21 protein-coding genes and 1 pseudogene are annotated in these 21,318 nt (G+C 67.2%); 14 read left to right on the forward strand and 8 right to left on the reverse strand.

Annotation, left to right across the window (positions count from 1 at the left end):
- Nucleotides 1–717: anaerobic glycerol-3-phosphate dehydrogenase subunit C (locus tag EAO80_RS16885; RefSeq protein WP_122091011.1), on the forward strand; the 717-nt coding region annotated here is incomplete at its 5' end.
- Here EAO80_RS16885 and EAO80_RS16890 read toward each other — a convergent pair.
- The 3 genes from EAO80_RS16890 to EAO80_RS16900 are packed head-to-tail and all read right to left on the reverse strand — an operon-like array spanning nt 714 to nt 4,669.
- Nucleotides 714–968: a hypothetical protein gene (locus EAO80_RS16890; protein WP_122091012.1), complete on the reverse strand. Its 255-nt coding sequence runs from the start codon at nt 966–968 to the stop codon at nt 714–716. The genes EAO80_RS16885 and EAO80_RS16890 overlap by 4 nt on opposite strands.
- 48 nt (nt 969–1,016) lie before the next feature.
- Complete coding sequence (locus tag EAO80_RS16895; RefSeq protein ID WP_122091013.1) at nt 1,017–1,961, reverse strand: DUF368 domain-containing protein; 945 nt, start codon at nt 1,959–1,961, stop codon at nt 1,017–1,019.
- 38 nt (nt 1,962–1,999) lie between these two features.
- A complete protein-coding gene (locus EAO80_RS16900) occupies nt 2,000–4,669 on the reverse strand; it encodes an oligosaccharyl transferase, archaeosortase A system-associated (RefSeq protein ID WP_122091014.1) in 2,670 nt (889 codons plus the stop codon).
- Nucleotides 4,670–4,883: 214 nt separating this feature from the next.
- On the opposite strand from EAO80_RS16900, the gene EAO80_RS16905 reads away from it, so the two are divergent.
- From EAO80_RS16905 to EAO80_RS16955, 11 genes and pseudogenes are all read left to right on the forward strand, one after another.
- Complete coding sequence (locus EAO80_RS16905; protein ID WP_122091015.1) at nt 4,884–6,035, forward strand: glycosyltransferase; 1,152 nt, start codon at nt 4,884–4,886, stop codon at nt 6,033–6,035.
- A pseudogene (locus tag EAO80_RS20895) lies at nt 6,028–7,176 on the forward strand (glycosyltransferase); the annotation flags it as partial. The gene EAO80_RS16905 and the pseudogene EAO80_RS20895, both read left to right, overlap by 8 nt.
- Before the next feature lie 69 nt (nt 7,177–7,245).
- Nucleotides 7,246–7,857, forward strand: a complete 612-nt coding sequence (locus EAO80_RS20900) for a glycosyltransferase family 2 protein (protein WP_122091035.1) — start codon at nt 7,246–7,248, stop codon at nt 7,855–7,857.
- A complete protein-coding gene (locus EAO80_RS16920; RefSeq protein ID WP_122091016.1) occupies nt 7,850–8,908 on the forward strand; it encodes a glycosyltransferase family 4 protein in 1,059 nt (352 codons plus the stop codon). Before EAO80_RS20900 ends, EAO80_RS16920 begins: the two co-directional genes overlap by 8 nt.
- Nucleotides 8,905–10,317, forward strand: coding sequence for a sulfatase-like hydrolase/transferase (locus EAO80_RS16925; protein ID WP_122091017.1), 1,413 nt, complete (start codon nt 8,905–8,907; stop codon nt 10,315–10,317). The genes EAO80_RS16920 and EAO80_RS16925 overlap by 4 nt, the downstream gene beginning before the upstream one ends.
- Complete coding sequence (locus EAO80_RS16930; RefSeq protein WP_122091018.1) at nt 10,314–10,847, forward strand: class I SAM-dependent methyltransferase; 534 nt, start codon at nt 10,314–10,316, stop codon at nt 10,845–10,847. The genes EAO80_RS16925 and EAO80_RS16930 overlap by 4 nt, the downstream gene beginning before the upstream one ends.
- A gap of 7 nt (nt 10,848–10,854) precedes the next feature.
- On the forward strand, nt 10,855–11,979 hold the full coding sequence (locus tag EAO80_RS16935) for a sulfatase-like hydrolase/transferase (protein ID WP_122091019.1): 1,125 nt from the start codon (nt 10,855–10,857) through the stop codon (nt 11,977–11,979).
- Nucleotides 11,976–12,881 carry an alkaline phosphatase family protein gene (locus tag EAO80_RS16940; RefSeq protein ID WP_122091020.1) on the forward strand — a complete coding sequence of 302 codons (906 nt, stop codon included), beginning with the start codon at nt 11,976–11,978 and terminating at the stop codon, nt 12,879–12,881. Before EAO80_RS16935 ends, EAO80_RS16940 begins: the two co-directional genes overlap by 4 nt.
- Nucleotides 12,878–14,353 (forward strand): oligosaccharide flippase family protein, encoded by a 1,476-nt coding sequence (locus tag EAO80_RS16945; RefSeq protein ID WP_122091021.1) that lies wholly within the window; start codon nt 12,878–12,880, stop codon nt 14,351–14,353. The genes EAO80_RS16940 and EAO80_RS16945 overlap by 4 nt, the downstream gene beginning before the upstream one ends.
- Before the next feature lie 83 nt (nt 14,354–14,436).
- Nucleotides 14,437–15,351, forward strand: a complete 915-nt coding sequence (gene aglJ, locus EAO80_RS16950; RefSeq protein WP_122091022.1) for an S-layer glycoprotein N-glycosyltransferase AglJ — start codon at nt 14,437–14,439, stop codon at nt 15,349–15,351.
- 31 nt (nt 15,352–15,382) lie between these two features.
- Nucleotides 15,383–15,592, forward strand: a complete 210-nt coding sequence (locus tag EAO80_RS16955; protein ID WP_066383217.1) for a ribbon-helix-helix domain-containing protein — start codon at nt 15,383–15,385, stop codon at nt 15,590–15,592.
- Here the strand turns inward: EAO80_RS16955 and EAO80_RS16960 are convergent, their stop codons facing one another.
- The 3 genes from EAO80_RS16960 to EAO80_RS16970 are packed head-to-tail and all read right to left on the reverse strand — an operon-like array spanning nt 15,593 to nt 18,230.
- Entirely contained in the window at nt 15,593–16,003 is a 411-nt protein-coding gene (locus EAO80_RS16960; RefSeq protein ID WP_122091023.1) for a hypothetical protein, read from the reverse strand.
- Between the two features lie 42 nt (nt 16,004–16,045).
- The gene (locus EAO80_RS16965; protein WP_122091036.1) at nt 16,046–16,726 is read right to left on the reverse strand and encodes a hypothetical protein; all 681 of its coding nucleotides are present in this window, start codon (nt 16,724–16,726) and stop codon (nt 16,046–16,048) included.
- Nucleotides 16,727–16,763: 37 nt separating this feature from the next.
- Nucleotides 16,764–18,230 (reverse strand): aldehyde dehydrogenase family protein, encoded by a 1,467-nt coding sequence (locus EAO80_RS16970; RefSeq protein ID WP_122091024.1) that lies wholly within the window; start codon nt 18,228–18,230, stop codon nt 16,764–16,766.
- A 93-nt stretch (nt 18,231–18,323) separates the two neighbouring features.
- Here EAO80_RS16970 and EAO80_RS16975 point away from each other — a divergent pair, with 93 nt between their 5' ends.
- Nucleotides 18,324–18,998 carry a VOC family protein gene (locus EAO80_RS16975; protein WP_122091025.1) on the forward strand — a complete coding sequence of 225 codons (675 nt, stop codon included), beginning with the start codon at nt 18,324–18,326 and terminating at the stop codon, nt 18,996–18,998.
- Between the two features lie 44 nt (nt 18,999–19,042).
- Nucleotides 19,043–20,320, forward strand: coding sequence for an MFS transporter (locus EAO80_RS16980; protein ID WP_122091026.1), 1,278 nt, complete (start codon nt 19,043–19,045; stop codon nt 20,318–20,320).
- A 36-nt stretch (nt 20,321–20,356) separates the two neighbouring features.
- On the opposite strand, the gene EAO80_RS16985 is transcribed toward EAO80_RS16980, so the two are convergent.
- On the reverse strand, nt 20,357–20,650 hold the full coding sequence (locus tag EAO80_RS16985) for a DUF5779 family protein (protein ID WP_122091027.1): 294 nt from the start codon (nt 20,648–20,650) through the stop codon (nt 20,357–20,359).
- Nucleotides 20,651–20,697: 47 nt separating this feature from the next.
- Nucleotides 20,698–21,150 (reverse strand): ferritin-like domain-containing protein, encoded by a 453-nt coding sequence (locus tag EAO80_RS16990; RefSeq protein ID WP_122091028.1) that lies wholly within the window; start codon nt 21,148–21,150, stop codon nt 20,698–20,700.
- Between the last annotated feature and the right edge of the window lie 168 nt (nt 21,151–21,318).

Genomic DNA, 21,318 nt, shown 5'->3' on the forward strand with positions numbered 1-21,318 from the left:
GAGAAGCGCGTCGCGTACTTCCACGGCTGCTACTCGAACTACAACACGCCCGAGGTCGGCAAGGCGATGGTGCGGGTCTTCGAGTCCTTCGGCTACGAGGTCTTGGTGCCACCGCAGAAGTGTTCGGGCACGCCGATGTTCGCAAACGGGATGCTTCCGGACGCCCGGCGCGCCGCCGAGACCAACGTCGCCGAACTCTCGGCGGCCATCGAGGACGGGGCCGACATCATCGCCTCCTGTACCTCCTGTTCGCTCTCGCTTCGCCAGGAGTACCCCGAACTGTTCGACCTCGAGGGAATCGAGGACGTCTCGGCCCACACCTACGAGGCGCTCGAATACCTTCGCATCCACGAGAACCTCTCGGGCGCGCTCGCCGAGAGCGAGATCGACTCCCGAAAGTTCGCCTACCACGCGCCGTGTCACGCGCGCAATCAGGGCCTCGCCGGGCAGGCAATCGAGCTCCTCGACGGCGTCGAGGGTGCCCACGCCGAGGACGTCGGCGATTCGTGTTCGGGCATCTCGGGCACCTACGGCTGGAAGGAAGAGAAGTACGACACCTCGATGAAGATCGGTGCGGAGATGTTCCACCACATGGAGGACGCCGAACCCGACGCGGGGATGACAGAGTGTCCGACCTGTGCGATGCAGATGGAACACGGGACGGGATACGATATCCGTCACCCACTCGAAGTAATCGACGAGGCGCTTGCCGATTAGTCGCGGTCGTCCCACCAGTCGAGCCACGCAAAGAGCGGACCAGAGAGCCCCTCGGAACTGATCCGAACGGTGCCGTCGAAGCGTACCCTCGCCGGCGGCTTTTTCCCGAACTCCGTTGGAACGTCGATTTCGAGATCCTCGGCGGTGAACTCGAGCGTTTCGTCGCGCGCGAGGTTCCGGTCGATCACCGAATCGGCGGTGTCGAGCCACGTGGTCGACCGCTTACGTTTCGTCCCGTCGGCATCACTCATAGCCGGTATACGGAACCGAAGCCTCCTGTAGTTTCCTCCGGTCCGTGATCAGACCGCAGTGTCCTCCGTATAGTCGAGCGAGTCGGTGTAGTAGTCGAACCCGAGGACGACCGCGGCTCCAATAACCACCGCAGCCACGATCGCAGCGATCAGTCCGGTTGTCCAGACCTCAGTCGCATCGGCCGCTTCCCTGACCGGCATCCGAAGTGCCCCGACCATCAACCCGACGAGGAATCCCAGCGTCGCCATCCGGTTGCGTTCGAGCGCACGCTCGACGATGCGGGCCATGGTGAGCAGCCCGATCGTTGCCCCCGTCAGAAAGACCGCGATCGGAACCCCGGGGGTGAGAACGGCATCGAGCGAACCGCCCCTCGGAAGCGCGATCAGCGCGTCGGTGAAATCGCCGAGAATACCGATCAGGAACTGGTATATTCCGAGGATATAGAGGAACGCGGATCCCGAAATTCCGGGCAGGACCATCGCCGAGATGGCGATCATGCCGGCGACAAAGAGGAGTGCCAAGCTCGTCCGGCCGCCGGTTTCGGAGACGCCGGTGACGAGAAACGCGATGAGCGCACCCGCTGCGAGCGCCCCGATCCGACCGGGCGTGTCCACGTCCGTGATCCGGTAGATCACCACGGCGGAGGCGGCGATCAGCCCGAAGAAAAAGCCGTTGAGAACGGCCGGATAGGCCGCGAAGGCGGCTTCGATGACCTGTGCCATGAGGACGACGGCCGTCCCGACCCCGGCACCGAGGACGAGCAGGAACGGAACGTCCATCTCTACGAGTTCGTCGCGAAACCGGGCGCGGCCCGCGGCGCCCATCAGACCGGGGATCGTCGCGAGAATTCGAGGATCGAGCGCGGCGATGGCGGCGATCAGCCGGTCGTAGATCCCCGCGATGAGCGCGATCGTTCCGCCCGAGACGCCGGGAACGATGTCGGCCGCACCCATACAGACGCCCTTCAGATAGATCGAGAGCCACTCGCGCATTGTCGTGCGTTCCCCGTCGGGAACCAAAACCGCACCGATCACTCCTCGCCGGTCGCGTCGACTGAAACCGTCCCGCCGCCGTAGATCGGCTCCTCGCCCACTGCGGCGGTCGCCGTCTCCCCGCCGGCGGTGACCTCGTAGTCGCCCTCAGCGACGACGGCGCTGTCGGTGTAGCCCGCCTCGGTGCCCAGCTCCTCGTTCGTCGCGTAGGGCACCGTCAGCTCGTAACTGCCGTCCTCGTCGGCGGTCGTTTCTTGGGTATATGTGAACGTCCGGTCGGAGGTCTCGGCCGTGAGTTCGAGCTCGGCGGTGACGTTCTCGCCCGGCTGGGCCTCGCCGGTCAGCGTCGCGCCCTCGACGCGCTCGTAGGTCTTGACCGCGCTCTCCTCGCGGACGTCGAAGCGTTGGACGTCGACGATGTCGAGGTTCGGGTTGGTGCGCAGTTGCTGGATCTGGAACTGCAACTGCCGTGTGTTCTCGCGGTTGACGTAGACGCTCCGCCACTCCCCGTCGCTGTCCTGGACGGCGACGCTCACGAACTGGGTGGTGTCGGGGCTCTCGTGGACGAGCCGGTAGTGTTCCAGACTGGCCGCGTCGTCGTAGTACAGCCCCGAGAGCATCGTCTCGTTGTAGCCCTCGTCGAGCCCGCGGACCGTGGTGGTCTCGTTGTCGACGTCGATCTCGCGTTGGCCGAAGTAGCTCGCGTAGCTCGCGTCGCCCCACGTCGCGATCGCGGAGAACTTCCCGGCGGCCATCTCGTCGTCGATCATCACGTAGCGCAGCTGCTCGTTTGTGTCCTCCTCGGCGAGCGCCGCGAGCTCCTCGTCGCTGCGCCCGGTCACGCCGCCGTCGGCGGCCGGGATCGCCTCAACGAGCAGTTCCGCGCGGTCCTCGTCGGCGGTGAGGAAGGCGGCGGCGCTGTCGGCGTTCTGCTGGAACGGGTTGGCGTGGGGGATGCGTTCCCCTTGGACGGTTATCAGGTGGCCGTAATCCCACCACGACAGCACGCCGTAGGTCCCGCTGGGATAGTCGTAGTCGCCGTCCTCGGGGATGTCGTAGCTACCGTAGTAGTCGAGTTCCCCGTTTGCGCCGCCCCACTGGCCCTGCTCGGGCGTGTTGTTCGCGAGCCATTGGTTCGAGCCCTCCCACGTCAGCGCGTCGCTGTTCGGCCCGGTCGCCGCCCCGGCCGCGACGGCCGTCGTGCCCGCGGCGGGCACGATCAGCGGGACGACGAGCGCGAGCGCCACGGCCACGACGACCAGCGTCTGATGGGGTTCGATGCCCCGCAGCGAAGCGGCCCGATCGATGCCGAACCACCTGACGAGCTCTCCGATCAGGGCGGCGTTGCAGACGGCGACGACGACCGCGAGGTAGTAGTTGAACCTGACCTGCGTGAACGCCATGCTCGTCACGAACAGCGCCCAGACGACGATCAGCAGGTGCTCGGCGCGGTACTCCCGGCCGAACAACGGCCGCGCGAGAAGCGAGAGGAGGCCGACCGCGCCCGTATAGAAGGCGAACCGGTACTCGGTGAACGCCCGGGCAGCGGCGTCGTCGGGTGGTTGGGCCTCCGCGATGGTCAGGGTCGTCCCGGTCTGACCGAAGAAGAGTCGCTGGCGGACGTTCGTCGAGAGCGTCCCGAACAGATCGGGCAAGACGACGGCGACCACCGCTCCGACGACGACGATCAGCCCGAGAACGGCCGCGGGGTAGCCCCACCTCGGGAGCCCGCGGGCGTCCCAGAACCGTGCGAGCCACGCCATGAAGAGGCAGCCGGCGGCGACGCCGAGCGCGAGGACCGGCTGGAGGTAGCCAAAGCCCGTCGCGTTCGCGGCCCACCGCTCGATCATGAGTGCGGTACAGACCCCCGCGACTCCCAGAGCGAGCGCGCCGACGATAGCGATGTGATCGGGGCTCGCGCCGCGAGCGTACTCGACGGTCAGCGCGATCGCGAGGAAGACCCCGAAGACCCCGATCAGGATGACGCCGGAGGGCCACGTCCAGACGTACAGCGCGAGCGCGATACCCGCAAGCGCGCCGGCGGCGAGCGGCCGTCCGAGCCCCGAAAGATCGCGCTCGGCGAACTGTTCGTAGACCGGTTTGTCGCGCTCCGCGACGCCGAGTGCGACCATCATCGCCAGAACCGCGATCGACATGAACAGCATCTCCCCGACGTGGTGGTCGAGCGAGCCGACCGTACTGCGCCGCAGGAAGGTCCCGGGAAACAGCGCGAGCAACGCCACGCCGACCAGCCCACCAGGGCGCCCGCCGAGGCGCCGTCCGATGCCGTAGGTCGGTAGCGCGACCAGCGCGCCCATCACCGGGATCGAGAGCAGCGCGACCCGGTAGATCGTCGCCTGGGAGGGGTCGCCCAGACCGACGATCAGGGCAACGGTGGCGATCAGTTGGTCGAAGAGGGTACCGAACTGGCCGACGTACGACCCCGACGGATAGCCCGTCCAGACGTCGTAGGACAGTGCCCACGGCCAGTTCTCGACGGAGTAGTTGATCGTTCGCCAGTGGTACCACGAGTCGACCCCGCTGAGCGCGACCCCCTCGCGGCGCGCGAAGACGCCGTAGGCCTGCAGTCGCACCCACAGCATGAACGCGACGAGAGCGCACAGGACCGGAACATGGTACCAGCGCCGCAGCGTGGTTGAGGCGGTCGTCTCGGTGTCCCTACTGGCCTGTCCCGTACGCTCTCCCATCGTGCTACCGACAGCCTAACGTCCGCATAAACCTTGTGTTGTCCGTGTGTCGTCCCCGTCGGCGGGCACAAACACAAAGGATTTATCCGCCGATTGGGTAGACAGTCGCGATGAAGGACCCGGTCCGCTATGCGTTCACCGGGACGTCGGACGGACGCTCCCTTCGACCCCCCGTTGCTCGGGTATACGAACGGCGCCGTGGCCCGCCGTCGCCATGAGGGTGCGACGGATCCTCACCTCGACCGCGGGGCTGGTCTCGTTCACCGGCCTCCCGTATCTCGCCTATCTCGGAGCCTACGCACTGAAGCGGCCGCGAGGCTCGCCGGCCGCAAAGCGACCCGCCGAGCCGTCGGTCAGCATCGTTCTTCCCACCTACAACGAGGAGCGGATCGTCGAGAGCAAACTCGAAGAGCTCGTCGCCCTCAAGTACCCCCTCGAAAAGGTCGAGGTCGTCGTCGTCGATTCGAGCGACGACCGCACCCCCGAACTCGTCGAGTCGTTCTTCGACGACCGGGAGGCGCCCGATCTCACGCTGATCCGCGAGGACGAGCGACGGGGGCTGGCGCCCGCGCTGAACGAGGCGTACGCGGCGGCAGGCAACGAAATGGTCGTCAAGACCGATTGTGATTCGCGGATCGGCGAGGACGCGCTCCGGGAGGCGGCCGCGAACCTCGCCGATCCGACCGTGGGCGCGGTCACCGGCCGCAATGCGGAGGTGCTCGGCGGCAGCGACGTCGAGCGGGGCTACCGGGACGTCCAGGCGGTCGTCCAGACGCTCGAATCACACCTCGACTCGACGCTGATCTTCCACGGACCGTTCTCGGCGTTCGACCGCGAGGCGATCGTCCCGGTCGACGAGGACTCCATCGCCGACGATTCGGAACTCGCGTTGCGAATCAGAAAAGGGGGGAAACGGGCCGTGTTCGACCCCGAAATCGAGTACAAGGAGGCGGCCCACTCGGACTTCGCGAAGCGGCGCACACAGAAGGACCGCCGCGCGATGGGGTTGATCCGCCTGCTTTGGCGCCAGCGCGACATGCTCGGGGGGTACGGGGCCTACGGACGCGTCGTGTTGCCGTTCAACTGGTGGTTCATGGTCGTCTCGCCGTGGCTCATGGTCGCGACCGTCTGCCTGCTGGTCGGCGGAGGGCTCCTCGCCGGTATCGTTCCGGGAGCGCTCGCCCTCGCCGGCGTCCTCCTGGCGGTCCAGTTAGGATCGCGCGACGCGCTCGGCCCACTGCAGCCGCTTTATTCGGTGTTCGACAGCCAGATCTCGCTGTTTCGCGCGTCCCTCCGACTGCTGGGCGGCGAGGGCGACGGGACCTGGGAGGTCGATGCCGAACTCAGGGAGGTCTACGATGACTGATACCAGCGATGAGGGCGCGCCCGCGCCCCTGCGACCCGACAGCCGCGTGGCGATACTGCACGATCGCTTCCCGGGGATCGGCGGCGGGGAGATCTTCGCGATCGAGGCCGCGCGCGTGCTCGACGCCCCGATCTACACGACCTACGTCGCCGAGGGAACAGAGATCCCCGACGACGTCACCGTGATCCCGTTCCGACAGGCGAAGTACACCGCCCTCCCGTGGCGACCGTTTCTGGAGTGGAAGAACGAGGGTATGAACCCTCTCGAGACGCTCAACGTCGCCCTCGACATGACCGACGCCCACGACGACCTGGGCGAGTACGACGTGATCGTCGAGAGCGCCCCGCTCTCGAAGCACTACATTCCGGACGTGGACCAGCGGATCGTCCACTACCCTCACAGCCCGCCCCGATGGCTCTACGACCTCTATCGGGACCGACTGGCGTCGTTTCGCCAGCCGGGTGTGGAGGCCGTCGTCAAGGGATATGCCAAGCTGTGGCGCGCGCTCGACAAGGAGGCCAACGACTACGTCGACCGGTTCGTCGCCAACAGCGAGTTGATCCGCGATCGCATCCGGCGGTACTACGACGAGGACGCCGACGTCATCTACCCGCCGGTCACCGGCGACTGGCGCAACGAGGGCGACGGTGGGTACTTCCTCACCTGGTCGCGTCTCGCGCCCGAAAAGCGGATCGGCCTGATCGCCGAGGCCTTCGCGGGGCTCGACGAACGGCTCGTGATCGCGGGCGACGGCCAGGAGCGCGAGGCGATCGAGCGCATCGCGTCGGGCCACGACAACGTCGAGGTCAGGGGCTACGTCGAGGACATCGAGTCGCTGGTCGCCGGCGCGACGGCGGTCGTCTACGCGCCCAAACAGGAGGACTTCGGGCTCGTCGGGGCCGAGGCCATGATGGCGGGCAAACCCCTGCTCGGCGTGAACGAGGGCTTTACGAGGTATCAGGTCGAGCCGGGACGGACGGGACTGCGCTTCGAGCCGACCGTCGCGTCGATCCGGGCGGCCGTCCGCCGGTTCGATCCCGACGACTTCGACGCCGAGGAGATCCAGGAGGTCGCGCGACGCTACGCGTACGATCGGTTCGAGCGCGATCTCCGGGAGGTCGTCGAGGAACTCGCACCCGGGGACCTCGCCGAGCCGGTTTCACGCCCGATCACCCACCCGGACCCCGACGTCAGCGTGGTCGTCCCCACGATGCCCGCCAACGATCACGACGGGGTCGTGTCGTCGCTCGCAGACCAGACCGCGGACGGCTTCGAGGTCCTCGTCGTCGACGACCCCGATATCGGGGTCTGCGAGGCTCGAAACCGGGGGATACGGCGTGCGGCCGGCGACGTCGTCGCCTTCACCGACGACGACTGCCGACCGCCGGCCGACTGGATCGCCTCGATCCGCCGGGCGTTCGCGGAGACCGACGGGCTCGTCGTCCTCGAGGGGCCGGTCGAGGGCGGGATGAGCTACGAGGGGCGGCGCAAATACCCCACCTGCAACCTCGCCGTCGACCGCGAGGCGGCCCTCTCGGTCGGCGGGTTCGACGAGCGCTTCGAATACTGGCGCGAGGACACCGAGTTCGGGTGGCGCCTCGAGGAGTACGGCGCGGCGGCCTACGACGACCGCGTCAGGATGGTTCATCCCGACCGACCCCGGTCGTCGATCGTCGAGGAAAACGAGGCGCTGCTCCGGCGGACCCATCCCGAGAAGTACGAGGAGATCATCGTCCCCGACACGCTCGGCGGCCGAGTCAACGACTGGCTCTGGCGGCGAGGCGTCTGGGACGCGATCGACGAGGTACGCAACCATGGATAAGGTACTCATGCTCCATCAGTTCCACGAACCACACCACGCACACCGGGTGTTCGGCGACGCGGTCGGCGCCGACTACCGGCACTTCGAGACCGGCGACCCGATCGGCGGCCCCGAGGCCAACCTGAACTCGATGCTCGCGCGGCTCCGGACCGCCGTCGACCTGGACGCCTACGACGTCGTCGTCGGCGAGGGAACGACGCCGATCTACACCCTGTCGTTCTACAAGCTGTTCAACCAGTGGGACGCCGACGTCGTCCCGCTGATCGCCGACGAAACCTTCCTGAAGATCCGCGATCAGCGCACCCATCACGTCTGGCGCCACGTCCTCTCGCCGGTGATGAACCGAGTGATCGCCGGCGCAATCGCGGTCGGCGACCTCGCGCGGTCGTGGGCGCGAGAATATCTCTCGATTCCCATCAGGACCGTCCACCCGCCGATCGCCCGGGCGAAATACGACGCGCTCGAGCCCATCGGGCGACGGAACGCGGACGCCCCCGGCGACGGCGACGACTCCGCGGCCTCCGGTGACGGCGTTCGGATCCTCCACGCCGGGACGGTGAGCGACCGCGCGGCCGTCGCGAAGAAGAACGTCGACCTGCTCGCCGAGGTCGTCGCCGGGCGCCCGGACTGGTCGCTCCGGCTGCTGGGGGCCGGCCACGACGACTTCGCCTACAGCGACCTCCGCGGCGTCGAGGCGCTCGGGTTCGTGGACCTCGAGGAGTTCGCCGCGGAGTTCGCCGCGGCGGACGTCTACGTCCAGCCGAGCGCGGGGGACGCGTTCCCCGTCGCGAGCCTCGAGGCGATGCTTGCGGGGCTTGTGACCGTCGTCTCGACGGCCACCGGCACGCGCGAACTCGTCGAGCCCGTCGATCCGGCGCTCGTCCGCTCGCCGACCGCGGCGGACGTCGAGCGGGGCATCGAGTACGCGCTCTCGCTGTCTCCCGACGAGCGCCGCGAGCGGGGCCAGGCGCTTCGAGACCGTGTACGTGGGCTCACCGAAGACGAGCAAGCGGAGGCGTTCCGGGCGGCCCTCGAGGGGGTGGTGGCGTGACCCGAAACGTCGTGTTGATCTGTCTGGACACGGTCCGGAAGGACTACTTCGATGAGTACGCGCCGCGCCTCCAGGAGCTCGCGAGCGTCTCCTTCGAGCAGTGTCGCGCCGCGAGCGCTTGGAGCACGCCGAGCCACGCGAGCATGCTGACCGGTCGGCTGCCCCACCAACACGGGATCCACACCCACAACCGGGACTTCTCGGGGCTGGCACGCTCGGAGACGTTCCTCGGCGACATGCCCGACCACGTCGCGCTGGGCGCGAGCGCGAACGTCTACGCCAGTTCGACGTTCGGGTTCGATACCGTCTTCGACCGCTACTCCGACGTCGCGCCCCACCGTCGGTTCCCCGAGGGGATGGACATGGAGAAGTTCATCCAGGACCGCGAGGGGGACGGGATCGGGCGGTTCGTCGAGTTCGGCCGGGCGGCACTCGGCCACGACCACCCCCTCGAAAGCCTCGCGAACGGCGCGCTGTTCAAGGCGAACGACCTCTTCCGTCGGGCGCCGCTCCCGAAGCTGCTCGATGACGGCGCCTCGATCGTCGCGAGGGAGGGGGTCTCGATGGTTCAGGACGCCGACGAGCCCTTTTTCCTCTTTACGAACTTCATGGACGCCCACGGACCGGTCCATCACGTTCTGGGCTATGACCGGGACCTCCACTCGGCACCGAACACCTGGACCTCCTTCGAGTTCGACGACTGGGATATCAACACCGGGGGCGTCCAGGACCACCACGAGCAGGACCTCCAGTACCACCGCGAGCTCTACGGCGCGGCGATCGACTACCTCGACCGGAAGGTGGCGTCGTTCGTCGAGCGACTCCAGGAGGAGACCGACCGCGAGACGACCGTCGTGATCACCGCCGACCACGGCGAGAACCTGGCGTTTCCCGCCGACGAGGAGATCTTCGGCCACACGAGCAGCCTGACCGAGGGACTGTTGCACGTTCCCTGCTATCTGATCAACCCGCCCGCGGGCTACGAGTCGGTCGAGCGCGAGTACGTCAGCCACCTCGAACTGGGGACGCTCATCGCCGGGCTCGCAGCCGAGGAGACTCCCGACGTGTTCGCGGAGCGCATCCCGGCCGAACTCGTCGGCATCGGCGTCGGCGGGGCGCCGAACGACCCCGAGGAGCACCGCTACTGGGACCGAATGTTGCGGTGCGTGTACGACGGCGAGACGAAGTACGTCTGGGACTCCCTCGGCGGAAGCACGGAGTACGCACTCGACCCCGAGCGCCCCTGCTGGCAGGAGACGGCCGCCGAGGACGTCGAGATCCCCTCGTGGGCAGGGGAGTTCTTCGACGTCGAGATCAGCGAGTACAAGGAGCGCGCCCGGGAGTCAGAATCGCATCGGGAGGTCGACCCCGACGTCGAACGGCGTCTCGAGGAGTTGGGATATCGATGAGGAAACTCAACGTCGGCGCGGGCGAACGGGGCGAGGGCGACGTCACGCTCGATCTGCTCTCGGCCGTGGGACCGGACGTCCAGGGGACCGCGACGGCCCTCCCGTTCGCAGCGGAGAGCTTCGACGTCATCGAGATGGATCAGGTTCTCGAACACATCCCCCCGGCGGAGCTGGGGGCCGTCTTCGAGGAGTGCTACCGCGTGCTCCGGCCGGGCGGACGCCTCGAGGCGTGGGTTCCCCATGCGGCGTCGCGGCTCAACGATCAGGACCCCACCCACCGCTCGACCTGGACGTACGGCACGCCCGAGTACTTCGCCGACGGGAACTTCTCGTGGTACTACGACGACCACGACTTCGAGTTCGACCTCGTTCACCGCGAGGTGTCCGTCTGGGTGCTCGAAACCGCGCCGGCAAGCGGCATCCGGTCGGTACTGCTGCAGACCGCCCACCGACTGTTCGACTGGAACGACGGCGTCGTCTACCGTCCCTCGGTCTCCGGCTCCGTCCATTTCGTCCTTCGAAAGGTGTAATCCATCCATGTCAACCGAACACGCTCCCGATCGAACGCTGCTCGTGACCGTCGACTCGCTTCGCTACGACCGCTTCGAACACATGCCCCGAACGCGGGACTTCCTCGACCGAACCCACGACCGTGCCTTCGCGACCAGCACGGCGACGCTGGGGAGCTTTCCCGCCATCATCGGCGGCGAGTACGCCGCGGGCGGCGGCCTCGAACGCGAGCAGAGCGTCGCACACGAGTTCGACGCGTACAGCGCCGGAATCACCACCAACCACCTGCTCTCGGCGGAGTACGGCTACGACGCGGGGTTCGACTCGTTCGTCTCGCCGAAGGGCGGCGGCGAGTCCCTGAAGGACAGGGGTGCGGTCATGCTCCAGCGCGGAACGCTCCCCCACCGGATCGCGACGTGGGGCTGGAACCGCTACCAGCAACTGCAGAGCCTCGTCGGCGAGATCGAGAAGTCGTTCCGACCGGCCGACGACGTCGTCTCGTCGTTCCGGCGGGAGGTAGACGACCGCGAGTCGTGGTTCGGCTGGCTCCACTTCATGGAGCCACACCACCCCTACGACCCCGACGACGCGCCGGTCGGTCGTGAGGAGGCCCAGCGCGTGACGCGAACCGTGCTCGCGGGTCGGGGCTCCGAGGCCGACGAGGAGCTGGTCCGCGAGCTCTACGAGCGGGAGATCGCCGAACTCGACGCGGCGCTCGACGAGCTCTGGGAGGCGATCCCCGACGACACCCGGGTCGTCTTCTGTGCGGACCACGGGGAGCTGCTCGGGGAGGGCGGGCTGTGGGGTCACCCCGGCGAGATGCGACCCGAACTGCTCCACGTCCCCTTCGGGACGAAAAACGCCCCCGATCTCGGGGACGTCGTCTCGCTGATCGACGTCCCCACGGTCCTTCGGGGCGCAGAGCACGGGCTCGGAACGCTCGACCGGGAGGTCGCCTTCGCGGCCTACGGCGACCGGAAGGCCGCGATGAACGCCGAGCACATCGCTACCGCTGAGGGGACCCGCCGGCTGACGGACGGCGAGTCGACGACCGATTCGAGCCTCGAAGGCGACCTCGAACGGTTCGATCCCGAGTACGTCGTCAAAGAGGAAGCGTTACGGGAGGACCTCGAGGATTTGGGATACGTATGACCCTCATCGTCCTCGCGCTCGACGCGCTCGATCGCGGGCTGGTCGAGCACTTCGACATCGAGGCCTTCCAGTTGGGATCGGAGGGCGAGATCGAGACGTTCGCCCACTCCCAGGACACCCCTTACACCCCCGAGGTCTGGGCGACCGTCGCGACCGGTCGTCCGCCCGAGGACCACGGCATCACCGGCTCGGGCACCAGCGAGTGGGAGAACCCGCTTCTCTCGGTGCTGTCGCGGGCCACCGGGCGGCTCAACGAGTCCACCCGCGGGACGCTCGGCGGGCTCGTTCGCCGGCACACGGGCGAGCGCGAACGGATCGGCGAGACCGACGCCGACTCGGTGTTCGACCGCGACGGCGCGGTCGTCCACAACTGGCCCGGCGTCCACGACGGCGCCCCCCTCCAGCGCGCCTGGGACCTGATGAACGCGGCCTCGGAGGGAGCGCCCCGCCACGAGTTCGAGCGCGACCTCTTCGGGCTCTGTGCCGAGCAGTTCGGCTGGGCCCGCGAGATGCTGAATCACCCGGTCTCGCTGGCCGGCGTCCACGTCCACACGCTCGACGCGGCGGGCCACGCCTACGCAGACGACGAGGCGGCCCTCCGGCGGGCCTACGAGCGCGTCGGGGAGTTCGTCGCGGGGGTCGAGGCGGCCCTCGGTGCCGAGGACGACCTCCTGATCCTGAGCGATCACGGGATGCGCACGGCCTTCTATCCGGCCGACGAGGGCGAGGATCCCGCGGGCCACTCCTGGCGCGCCTACGCGAGCACGACGGCCGACGATCACCCGCGGTCGGTCTACGACGTCCGCGAGTGGATCGAGGCGCGGGTCACCGACGCACACGTCGACCGCGAGGGCATCGACATGCCGACGGAACGGCTTCGGGAGCTCGGCTATCTCGAATGAGCGGGACGGACGCCTCGAGCGTCAGCCTCGGCGGCGAGACGGCGAAGGCGACCGTCGCGAAGTTCACGATGGCGGCCATCGGCTTCGTCGGAACGATCGTCTTCGCCCGGATTCTGGGCCCGACCGGCTTCGGGGGGTACTACCTCCTGTTCTCGCTCGTCAAGCTCATCGACCGGGCCGTCTCCGGGTGGGGATCGGCCTCGAAGAAGCGCTATTCGGAGGCCACGACCGACGGCGACGAGATCCTCGGAGGACAGCTCGCGTTCACCGTCGTCTGGGTGGCCCTCTCGGGGATCGCCCTCCTGATCGGGTCGAACTGGCTGGTCGACTACACGGGCCTCCCGGAGGCGCCGGTCATGTTCGCGGTGTTGCTGGTCGCGGTCACGTTGTACGAGCCGACCGAGCAGGTGGTTCAGGCCCGGGGACTCGTCGGCGCGGCCACCTGGATCGACACCGCCAGGTCGACCCTGACGTTCCCCTTCCAGTTGGCGTTCGTCCTGCTTGGGTTCGGCGCCGCCGGCATGGCCTACGGGTTGGCGGCCGCGACGCTGCTCGTGGTGCCCGTGCTCTGGCGGTACGTCGACGGCCGTCCGACGATGCCCTCGCGGGAGACCCTCGAGAGCCTGTGGGCGTACGCCAAATACAGCATCACGAACGCCTTTCTCGGGAAGGCCTACGACCGCTTCGACGTGCTGTTGTTGGGCTTTCTCCTGACGCCGGCGGTCGCCGGCTACTACGAAGTCGCGTTCAAGCTGACGCTGCCGGCGGCGTTCGTCATGATGACCGCCTCTAGCGGGCTGATGGCCCGCGTGAGCCACAAACACAGCCGGGACGAGCCCTTCGCCGAGGACGTCTCGAACACGCTCTCGTTTTCGAGCGTGCTCGCCGTCCCCATGGTCGCCGGCGCGCTCGTGCTCTCCGATCCGGTCGTCGTCACGCTGTACGGGCCCGAGTACGCGCCGGCGGCCGCGTTTCTGATCGGACTCGCCGCCTACCAACTGGTCACGACCCAGCGGGGACCGCTCTCGCGGACGATCGACGCCGTCGATCGCCCCGACGTCAACACGCGTATCTCGGCGCTGACGCTGGGACTCAACATCGTCCTCGGAGTCGTCCTTACGCTGGAGTTCGGCGGCATCGGGGTCGTCGTCGCGACCGTGATCGCCGAGTCGCTCCGGTACGTCGTCTCGGCGGCGTACGTCCACCGAAAGCTCCCTGAAATCGATCTGGTGCCGAAGACGCTGCTCGAACAGTTCGGCGCCGCGGCCGTGATGGGCGTCGTCGTCGCGCTCGTTGAGCGGCTGGTGACCATCCAGCGGTGGTATCACCTGATCGCCGTCGTTCTCGTCGGGGCGGTCGTCTACGGTCTCGTCCTCGTGGCGGCGAGCCGGAAACTCCGGGTGACCATCGGGGGGATCGTTCGCGACACCCACATCGGGCGCTACACGCCGGAGTTCGTGCGAAATTGGTGATCGCCAGGCCGCGGCGCGTCGACCCGAAGCCGGCCTCGAACGGTAAAAGAAGGCTTTTACACGGGTAGGGGCGATAGTCGACGATGGCCGGTGAGGAGGACGTCTGTGTACTGATCCCGACCCTCGAGGAAGCCGAAACCATCGGCGAGGTGGTGCGGGAATTTCGCGAACGGGGGTTCTCGAACGTGCTCGTCGTCGACGGGAAGTCGAGCGACGACACGCGCGAAGTCGCCGCCGAGGCCGGCGCCCGCGTCATCACCCAGTCGGGCGACGGCAAGGGCCAGGCGATCCGGGAGGCGCTTTCACACATCGAGACGCCGTACGTGCTGATGGCCGACGGCGACGGCACCTACCGACCCGCGGACGCAGAAGCGATGCTCGCGCCGCTTCGGTCGGGTACGGCCGAACACGTCATCGGGGACCGCTTTGCCGACATGGAAAACGGCGCGATGAGCCGACTGAACCACGCGGGAAACGGCCTGATCAACCGCGCGTTCGCCTACATCCACGGCCGCGATCTGGGCGACATCCTGAGCGGCTACCGGGCGTTCACTCGCGAGTCGGTCGAGCGGATGGTGCTCGCCGAGGACGGCTTCGGCATCGAGACCGAACTCGCCGTCGAGTGTATGCGCCGGAACGTCTCGACTGCGGTCGTGCCGATCCGCTACGAACCGCGCCCTGAGAGCTCCGATACGAACCTCCGGCCCTTTCGTGACGGCGGGCTGATCGTCATCACGCTCTACCGGCTTGCGCGCACGCACAACCCGCTGTTCTACTTCGGGAGCGTCGGCGTCTCGACGATGGTTCTCGGGTCGCTGATCGCCCTCTGGGTGGGGTATCGGTGGTTCTTCGTCCAGACCAGCCACGAGGTGATGGCGCTGTTTGCCGCCTCGTCGTTCCTCTTCGGGATGCAACTGGTCGTCTTCGGGCTGCTCTCGGACCTGATCGTCACCCTGCACCGCGAGCAGATGCGCCGCCTCGACCGTGAGGAGCGATAACGGCTTCTGACTCCAGCGAGTAGCGCGGGCCATGACCGAGTACACCACCGTCTCCATCCCGAAGGACCTCGCCGAACGCGTCGAGGAGACCATCGAGGGGACCAGCTTCCAGAGCACGAGCGACCTCGTACGGTTCCTGCTCAGGAGCATCGTCATCCAACACCAGAAACGGGGCGAGCTCACCGAGGCCGAGTTCGAGGAGATCGCCGACCAACTTCGTGATTTGGGCTACTTGAAGTAGTCAGAGGGTTTCGACGGGCGGTTCGGCCTCGACGATCTCGAGTGGCTGACGGGTTCCTCGTCGCCCGAAGACCGCGAGCCGCTCGACGCCCCACGGCGGCACCGCCACGAACATCGTCGCGTGTAAATCGTCGGTGAGTTCGACCTTCAACTCACCCTGCGGGTGCGAGACGAACCGCCCCTCGGTCCGGCTCGCCGGCGTCGAGAAGTCCATCCCGAAGACGGCGTTCACCGACCGGCCCGCATCCGGGTGATAGAAGTGAGTGTACACGGGCGTATCCGGCGATATCGCGAGATCGGACTCGAACTCGCCCGCGGGGGTGGTCCCGAGACCGGCGCTGAAGCGCTCGGGTTCGGCCTCCTCGGCGAACTCCAACAGCGCCGTCGTCAGCCCGCGGGTGATGTACGCCACTCTCGGCCCGTAGTCCGTCGACGGATATACGCTTTCCGTCGCCTACAACGGAAGAAACATCCTGAGGCTCTTCGCGTAGAGCCGCGGGGAGTTCTTTCGCGACCCCGACAGCGCCTCGCGAAGCGCCGCCGGTGCGTCCTCGACGAGCGGCTCGCCGTGACCGACGAGGATCCGCTCGGGGAGAAACCCCCGGAGGGGCGTCGGCGGGAACAGCCGCCGGGCGGGATGGACGCCGAGGCGCTCGCCCGGCGCGCGGAAGTAGTCGGCCGTGCCGACGCTCTCGGGGACCACGAGGGTCCCGTTCTCGTCGTTATAGAGGCCGACTTCGGTCCAGATCGGGGAGTCGAGGACGGTGAAGGAACGATAGCCGCTGTCGGCGAGCGTCCCGTCGAACGTCTCGACGGGCGCGTCGACCTTACGGCGGACGGTAGCGAACGCCTCGGGGAGATAGACCGAACTCCCGTGACGGTTCGCGATCGGGGCGGCGTCGCGGGTATGGCGATCCAGCAGGACGACGACGCCCGCGAGCTCGCCCGCCTCGGCGATCCAGTCGTCCAACTCGGGCGTGTCGACCGGATCGACCAGCCAGACCTCCTCATCGGAGACGAGCGCGTGGCTCGTCCGTCGCATGTTCTCCTCGGGGAATGCGATCCAGCTAAAGCCCCCATCGAACTCGGCCACACGACGTGCGTCCCTCGCCTCGCCGCCCTGTTTCATCGGCATGGGCGAGGGTAGGACCTCCATACCGATAAAACCCGTCTCAGAAGGGGTACTCGCGTTCCTCGCGTTGGACGGAGATCCACTTGGTCGTCGTCAGTTCGTCCTTGATCGCGTCGCCGTTGTACCGCCCGATCCCCGAGGCCCCGACGCCGCCGAAGGGGACGTGGGGCTCGTCGTTGATCGGCTGGTCGTTGATGTGGATCATCCCCGTCTCCACGCGGTCGGCGACCCGTTCTGCGCGCTCGCGGTCGATCGAATGTACGGACCCGGAGAGACCGTATTCGGTGGCGTTCGCGAGTGAAATCGCCTCCTCGTCGTCCGAGAAGGGGATCACCGGCGCGACGGGGCCGAAGTGCTCGTTGCAGGCGGCAGCCATGTCGTTTTCCACCCCTGAAAGCACGGTCGGCTCCAACAGGAGGTCATCGAACTCGCCGCCAGCCTCCAGAGTCGCGCCCTCGTTTACGGTTTCCTCGATGTACTCGGCGAGCTGGTCGCGCTGGCTCTCGTTGATGATCGGTCCGACGATCGTCTCCTCGTCCTTGGGATCGCCGACGGGAAGCGACTGTGCCTTGTCCGCGAGCGCCGCGACGTAGTCGTCGTACAGCGACTCGTGAACCAGGTGGCGGTTGATCGAGATGCAGACCTGGCCCTGATGGACGAAGCTGCCGAAGGCACCGGCGTCGACGGCTTGATCGAGGTCGGCGTCTTCGAGGACGATGTGGGCGTTGTTGCCACCGAGTTCCATGGCGGGTTCCGAGAGGGCTTTCGCGGCCTGGCTCGCGACCCCGCGCCCGACCGGCGTCGAGCCGGTGAAGGCGATCACACGAGGGACCTCGTGGCCCGCGACGCGGTCGCCGATCTCCGATCCGCGGCCGGGGACGACGTTGAGAAGCCCCTCGGGAAGGCCGGCCTCCTCGAAGATCCGCGCGAGCGCGAGCCCGCCCGTGATCGGCGTGTCGGAAGCGGGTTTCAGTACGACTGCGTTGCCGAGCGCCAGCGCGGGCGCGACAGCGCGCATCGAGAGGTGGAAGGGAAAGTTCCACGGCGAGATCACGCCCACGACGCCGACGGGCTCGCGTTTTACGATGTTCTCCTTGCCCGGCGTCACCGAGCGGTCGTGCTGACCGGGCGAGGAAAGCGGAAAACTCGCCGCGAGCTCCATCATTCCCGTCGCGATGTCAAGTTCGATCTCGGCCTTCAGGCGCGTGCCGCCGGCCTCGCGGGCCAGCAGCTCGGCCAGTTCCTCGTGGCGCTCCTCGATGACTCCAAGCGCGTTCTGTATCACCTCGGCGCGCTCCTGTGGCGGGGTCCCCTTCCATTCGGTCTGGGCTGCCGCCGCGGTCTCGTAGGCCTCGTCGACCGTTCCCTCGCTTGCCGCCGACACCGAGGCGAGCTCCTCGCGTTCGTATGGGTCCTCGACCGCGAGGCGGTCCTCCCTCGTCTTCCACTCTCCGTCCAAGTAGAGCGATTCCCACCCGTCGCCGCCCAACTGCGGTAGTTCGGGCATGGGAAAACGGAGGACAGCGAGCCTCAAGAGTGCCCGGCCACCCCTCTTGATTGCCGCCTCACGACTTATGATGGTCCGCGAGTATTCCCGTTCATGCTCGATTCGCTTACCCATCTCGCCCTCGAAGTCAAGTACCTCGACCGGTCCCGCGAGTTTTACACGACGTATTTCGACCTGCCCGTCGAGCGCGAGGGCGAACACGAGGTGGTCTTTCGAGCCGGCGAGACGGCGCTGATCTTGCGCCGCCCCATCCGCGTCCCGCGTGGCGGGTTGCACACCCACTACGCCTTTTCCACCCCGCCCGCAGAGTACGACGACTGGTGGGATTCCTTGGAAGACCTCGATCCCGACGAACACACCTTTGGCTCCGCGCGCTCGCTCTATGTCGACGACCCCGATGACCACTGCGTCGAGATCGGGGAAGGCGACGGTTCGGGTACGGGACTCACGGGCATCTTCGAGGTCGTCCTCGAAGTCGCTGACTTGGAGCGCGCCGAGGAGTTCTACACCGACCTCGGGTTCGAACGCACCGACCGGGGAAGCGACCGGCGGCGGGTCCGGCTGGCGGGCCCGATGGATCTGGAACTCTGGGAGCCCCAACTGGGCCTCGCGGACGCCCGTGGGGGTGTCCACGTCGATCTCGGATTCGAAACGCGAGATCCCCAGGCGGCCGTTGAACCCGTCCGCGAGCGGGCCTGTGCGGTCGAGTCGTTCGACGGGGCCCTTCGAGTGATCGATCCGGACGGCCACTCCCTGTCCTTCGGGTAGCTTCGTTTCGAAATAGCTATTCGGACCCCGCCGGGAGGGTCGATGTGGACGACGACTCCCTCCAGTTTCTCACGCTCTATGGGACCCGTTTCGCGGAGGGCTTTGGCTTCATCACGCTGATCACGCTGTTGCCCTCCTACATCAACGAACTCGACCCCACCGGGACGACGGTTCTGGGGATGACCGTCAGCGCGGGCTTCATCATCGGGATGTACACATCCGGCTTTACGCTCGCCCAGACCGCGACCGTCATCCCGCTTGCGTGGGCGGGCGATCGTTTCGACAAGCGGACCGTACTGTTAGGGGTCATCGCGACGGGCGCGGCGGTCTACGCGCTCTTTCCGGTCGTCGACTCCTCGGCCTCGTTCATCGCGATCCGCGCCCTCCAGGGGATCGTCGTCACCGGCACGGCGCTGATGACCCTCGCGCTCGTGGGACAGGTCGCCGCGGTGGGCACCCGCGCCGATAAGATCGGGAAGGCGAACGCCGCCTCCTTTGCGGCGTCGATACTGGGCTCGCTATCGGCGGGTGCGATCTACGATACAGTCGGCTTCGGGCCGATCTTCACCCTGATCGTCGCGCTGATGGTGGTGACGTGGATCGGGCTGTACGCCGTCCTCGACTCCGACGAGACGCGCGTCGAGGGCTTTCCGTTCAGCGACCTCGCCATGAACCGCCGGATCCTCACCGTCAGCAGCTTTCGGGTCCAGTACGCCTTCGCGGTCACGATGGTCCGTACCTGGGTCCCGATCTATGCGGGGACGGCGATGGCTTCGGGAGGGCTCGGCGTCGCGGCCTTCGCGGTCGCGCTCACCGTCACCGCCGAGAAGGCGACCAACATGGTCGGGCAGCTCTTTACCGGTCGGCTCTCCGACGGATACGGCCGCGCGCTGTTCGTCTTCGTCGGCGGCGGGGCCTACGGGCTGATTGCACTCGCGATCCCACTTGCGCCCGCGATCGGGACTGCCCTTGGCACCCCTGCTTCGCTGCCCCTCGTCGGTGAGATCCCGCCGGCGTACCTCCCCCTCCTCGCGTTCTCGGGACTGCTTGGCGTCGTCGACTCGTTTCGCGAGCCCGCAAGTATGGCCCTGTTCGCCGACGAGGGGTCCAACGAGGGCGGGGTCGCCTCCAGTTTCGGGATCAGAGAACTCATCTGGCGGCCAGGATCGGTCGCCGGACCGCTCATCGCCGGCTGGCTCATGGTCGAGGTGAGCATGGCCTCGGTGTTCTACGTCGGCGGGGTGTTCGCGGTCACGGGCGCGCTCGCCTTCCTCGCGATCCTCGTTTCGGATCACGGACGAAACGCGCTGACCGCCTGGTAGACGGCTCGATCCGATAAAACGACTGTACCTTCGGACTCAGAGGCGATCCGTATCGACGCTCACGCCGTCCGGGGTCACGATAAGAAACGACCGGAAGTGAACGAGTTCGCCGCCGGACTCGCTGATCTCGCGGGCGAACCCGCTCGCGAGTTCGTTCAGTTCGCCCTCGACCGCGAGCACGAGCACCTCGCCGCGTTCCGTTGCGGCGATCCACTCCTCGGGGGGAGTCGTCCCGTCGAGCACGCCCAGCGTGATCCGGGCTCCGTCCCCGCCGTCCTCGTCGTCGATATGTTCCTCAACCGACCGGAGGTCGAGGTTGAAGTCGGCCATACGCGGGGGTGGTTCCCGCCCGCAAAAAACCTAGCGTCGTCCGACGCTCAGTCCTTGTACTCCCGGCGGAACCCGCGGAACTCAGCGCGATGGGCCTCCTCGTCGCTGAGCAGTTCGACCGCCAAGTCCTCGGTGACGGGGTCGTCTGCCTCCTCGGCGGCGTTGATCAGCGCGCGATACGTTTCGATGGCGCCCTCCTCGGCCTCGATGACGCCGTCGATCACGCTGAGGATGTCCGTGCTGTCCTCGGGGGGCTGAAGGCCCGACTGTGCCGCCTCGAAATCGAAGGAGGACGGCGGACGGGCATCGAGCTGTTTCAGGCGCTGGCCCAACATTCGGGCGTGATTCAGCTCTTCGTCGACGTCCAGATCGAGGCTCTCTTTGATCCCCTCGGCGTGCACCCCGTCGAGGACGATCGAGTTCGTCAGGTAGTTCATCACCGTTTCGAGTTCGTCGTTGTACGCCTCCTGGAGGAGGTCGATGACCTGATCGCTCGTCATGCGCCCGCCGGTTGGTTGGCCAGTCCCTTCAGTATGTACGGTGTCCGTGCACGCCCGATCGCCACAACGGTCGTCCAGTTCCCGGCGCGCGCCACGACCTCGATAGTACGTTTCCACAGAACAGGCGTGGAAATATTTCCCTACCGTCCGTCGTCGCCGTTCCGATCT

The organism is Halalkalicoccus subterraneus (assembly GCF_003697815.1).
Classification (GTDB): Archaea; Halobacteriota; Halobacteria; order Halobacteriales; family Halalkalicoccaceae; genus Halalkalicoccus; species Halalkalicoccus subterraneus.

Excerpts from the sequence above, each read along its gene's own strand:
- EAO80_RS16890 (WP_122091012.1), bottom strand. The coding sequence starts at position 968 with ATGAGTGATGCCGACGGGACGAAACGTAAGCGGTCGACCACGTGGCTC.
- EAO80_RS16895 (WP_122091013.1), bottom strand. The coding sequence starts at position 1,961 with ATGCGCGAGTGGCTCTCGATCTATCTGAAGGGCGTCTGTATGGGTGCG.
- EAO80_RS16900 (WP_122091014.1), bottom strand. The coding sequence starts at position 4,669 with ATGGGAGAGCGTACGGGACAGGCCAGTAGGGACACCGAGACGACCGCC.
- EAO80_RS16905 (WP_122091015.1), top strand. The coding sequence starts at position 4,884 with ATGAGGGTGCGACGGATCCTCACCTCGACCGCGGGGCTGGTCTCGTTC.
- EAO80_RS20900 (WP_122091035.1), top strand. The coding sequence starts at position 7,246 with ATGCCCGCCAACGATCACGACGGGGTCGTGTCGTCGCTCGCAGACCAG.
- EAO80_RS16920 (WP_122091016.1), top strand. The coding sequence starts at position 7,850 with ATGGATAAGGTACTCATGCTCCATCAGTTCCACGAACCACACCACGCA.
- EAO80_RS16930 (WP_122091018.1), top strand. The coding sequence starts at position 10,314 with ATGAGGAAACTCAACGTCGGCGCGGGCGAACGGGGCGAGGGCGACGTC.
- EAO80_RS16935 (WP_122091019.1), top strand. The coding sequence starts at position 10,855 with ATGTCAACCGAACACGCTCCCGATCGAACGCTGCTCGTGACCGTCGAC.
- EAO80_RS16940 (WP_122091020.1), top strand. The coding sequence starts at position 11,976 with ATGACCCTCATCGTCCTCGCGCTCGACGCGCTCGATCGCGGGCTGGTC.
- EAO80_RS16945 (WP_122091021.1), top strand. The coding sequence starts at position 12,878 with ATGAGCGGGACGGACGCCTCGAGCGTCAGCCTCGGCGGCGAGACGGCG.
- aglJ (WP_122091022.1), top strand. The coding sequence starts at position 14,437 with ATGGCCGGTGAGGAGGACGTCTGTGTACTGATCCCGACCCTCGAGGAA.
- EAO80_RS16955 (WP_066383217.1), top strand. The coding sequence starts at position 15,383 with ATGACCGAGTACACCACCGTCTCCATCCCGAAGGACCTCGCCGAACGC.
- EAO80_RS16965 (WP_122091036.1), bottom strand. The coding sequence starts at position 16,726 with ATGCCGATGAAACAGGGCGGCGAGGCGAGGGACGCACGTCGTGTGGCC.
- EAO80_RS16970 (WP_122091024.1), bottom strand. The coding sequence starts at position 18,230 with ATGCCCGAACTACCGCAGTTGGGCGGCGACGGGTGGGAATCGCTCTAC.
- EAO80_RS16975 (WP_122091025.1), top strand. The coding sequence starts at position 18,324 with ATGCTCGATTCGCTTACCCATCTCGCCCTCGAAGTCAAGTACCTCGAC.
- EAO80_RS16985 (WP_122091027.1), bottom strand. The coding sequence starts at position 20,650 with ATGGCCGACTTCAACCTCGACCTCCGGTCGGTTGAGGAACATATCGAC.
- EAO80_RS16990 (WP_122091028.1), bottom strand. The coding sequence starts at position 21,150 with ATGACGAGCGATCAGGTCATCGACCTCCTCCAGGAGGCGTACAACGAC.